Source organism: Sphingobacterium sp. SGL-16, assembly GCF_011043515.1.
GTDB classification, from domain to species: domain Bacteria; phylum Bacteroidota; class Bacteroidia; order Sphingobacteriales; family Sphingobacteriaceae; genus Sphingobacterium; species Sphingobacterium litopenaei.
Genome location: NZ_JAAKGQ010000095.1, coordinates 1 through 2,692, shown reverse-complemented (window position 1 = coordinate 2,692; position 2,692 = coordinate 1). Strand labels below are relative to the sequence as shown.

General features: G+C 32.7%; 2 protein-coding genes and 1 pseudogene. 1 reads left to right on the top strand and 2 read right to left on the bottom strand.

Going from position 1 to position 2,692, the window contains the following annotated elements; genetic code table 11:
• Positions 1-250, top strand: a pseudogene (locus G5B32_RS16755) (hypothetical protein); the annotation flags it as partial.
• Here G5B32_RS16755 and G5B32_RS16750 read toward each other — a convergent pair.
• Both G5B32_RS16750 and G5B32_RS16745 read right to left on the bottom strand, forming a co-directional pair.
• Positions 240-698: a hypothetical protein gene (locus G5B32_RS16750; protein WP_165292638.1), complete on the bottom strand. Its 459-nt coding sequence runs from the start codon at positions 696-698 to the stop codon at positions 240-242. The pseudogene G5B32_RS16755 and the gene G5B32_RS16750 overlap by 11 nt on opposite strands.
• 269 nt (positions 699-967) lie before the next feature.
• Positions 968-2,575: an acyl-CoA carboxylase subunit beta gene (locus G5B32_RS16745; RefSeq protein ID WP_165292637.1), complete on the bottom strand. Its 1,608-nt coding sequence runs from the start codon at positions 2,573-2,575 to the stop codon at positions 968-970.
• Between the last annotated feature and the right edge of the window lie 117 nt (positions 2,576-2,692).

Sequence of the window (2,692 nt, the reverse complement as noted above, 5' to 3'; positions counted from 1 at the left end):
AAAATTAAATGAGGAAATACAAACTCAAATAAAAGTTATTTTAAGAAAGCAATATAGCCCACGACATGTACCGGATTGTATTTTTCAAATAAAAGACATTCCTTATACCTTGAGTGGTAAGAAGTTAGAAATACCTGTTAAGAAGATTTTTTCAGGTGTTTCTTTAGAAAAAACAGTCTCCAAAGATATTATGCGTAATCCAGATTGTTTAGCGGAGTATTTAGCAATATATTATGTATTTAATTTTTAAAATTTTTATGAGCTCGCAATTCTAATTTATATTTAATTCCAGAATTTGAATTTTCTTGTTCTAGATGCAAATTATCGCCATCAAAATGATACTTATATTTTCCAGATAAATAGTATGGATACATAGCTTGAAGAGTTCTAGTTAATGTATCTTGGAAAGTGATAGTATTGTTTTCTATAGTGTATTTACCTGAGCCATCTACTATATTATAGAGAGGTTTTTCTATTGGAAGAGATAAAGACTTAGGATTTGACATAGAGTACGTATTATCATGATTTAAGAATAGGGTAATATTTTCGGATATAAAATTGTTATTCGTTTCCGTAGCTTGAAAAGAACCAACAAATGAAGTTTTAGTAAGAGGCAAAGAAACTTCATCTTTTTTGCATGACGTAATTAAAAAGATAAGTAAACAAATTGGAGTAGTGATCTTAGTAATAATTTTCATAATTAGTTGTTTAGTAACAGTTATAACGTAAAAAAATAAGTTTTGCTACATCGGGTAAGTATTTTTCAAAATGTTATATTCTTGCAGTTATATTTTTAGCTATTGCTCAATAGAAAAAGTTAAAAAAAAATTGTCATTCTGATGAAGGAAGAATCTATAAATTTTAGGGATTGATTCATCGTTCCTCTTCCGCAATACCGACTTTTCTCTACTTCATTGCGAATGCACTTAAGCAAGTGCAAATAATCATTAGAATTCAACAAGATTTATTAGGTCTGTATCACTCCCACATTATATCTCGGTATATCCGCATTATGATTAGCAGCTTCAATACCCATTGAAATTATTTTACGTGTATCTTTTGGATCAATGACACCATCCACCCATAGTCGGGCTGCTGCATAATATGGACTTAGTTGCTCATTGTATTTATCTTCTATCTCTTTCAAGAGGATTTGTTTTTCTTCCTGAGATAAGGTTACACCTTTAGCTTTTAGCGTAGCTTCTTGTATTTGCAATAAGGTTTTTCCAGCAGAAGCACCGCTCATAACAGCCATTTGTGCTGTTGGCCAAGCATAGATTAATCGTGGGTCATAGGCTTTACCACACATCGCATAATTCCCTGCTCCGTAGCTATTGCCTATAATAAAAGTAAATTTGGGAACGACGGAATTAGCCATAGCATTCACCATTTTTGCCCCATCTTTGATGATTCCGCCATGTTCTGAACGAGAACCAACCATAAATCCTGTTACATCTTGGAAAAATACCAACGGAATCTTTTGTTGGTTGCAGTTCATAATAAAACGCGCTGCTTTATCCGCTGAATCTGAATAAATAACCCCTCCCATCTGCATTTCTTGGGTTCCACCAGGTTTCTTCGCTTTTACAATTTCACGTTGATTTGCCACGATACCTACAGCCCAACCATCCACTCGAGCTAAAGCACACATCAAAGTTTTCCCATAATCCTTCTTATATTCTTCCAGAGTACCTTCATCTACAATAGCATCTAAAATTTGAAGCATATTATAAGGCTTTAATCTATCATCAGGTAAATTTTGATAAATAGATTCAGGAGTTAATTTGGATAATTTAGGTTCAATTCTAGAAAAACCAGCTTTTGGATTCTCTCCTATTTTCTCTATAATATTTTTGATGGCATTGAGACAAGAGGCATCGTCAGGATATTTATTATCAACTACACCAGATATTTCTGTATGTGTAGTAGCACCTCCCAAAGTTTCGTTATCTATAACTTCCCCTATAGAAGATTTTACCAAATAGGATCCTGCTAAGAAAACAGAACCAGTACCTTCTACGATCAACGCATAATCAGACATAATAGGCAAATAAGCTCCTCCCGCTACGCAAGAACCCATTATTGCTGCAATCTGTGGAATCCCCATTGAGGACATTTTAGCATTATTACGAAATATGCGACCAAAATGTTCTTTGTCGGGAAAAATTTCTTCTTGCATAGGAAGATAAACACCTGCAGAATCAACTAAGTATATGATGGGTAAATGGTTTTCCATAGCTATTTCTTGTGCGCGAAGATTTTTTTTGCCAGAAATGGGAAACCAAGCTCCTGCTTTAACAGTAGCATCATTAGAAACTATAATACAAAGCTTATTTTGTACATATCCCAAAACTACTACTACTCCAGCATTAGGACATCCTCCATGCTCCTCATACATATTATCACCTGCAAAAATTCCAATTTCGGTATATGGTTTATTTTCATCCAAAAGATATATTATTCGTTCCCAAGCTGTCATTTTTCCTTTCTCCTTATGCTTTTGAATTTTATTAATTCCTCCGCCTAAAAAGAGCTTTTCAGTTTTTTGGTTCAATGTTTCCAATAACTTTTGCATGGTGTAATTTTATTAAAATAAAAATTTATAGTTGGTTATTGTTTTTAATATTATAAATATGATAAAATATTATTTGATTTTTACGATATTTATAATATTAGCTGTTAACAATATATA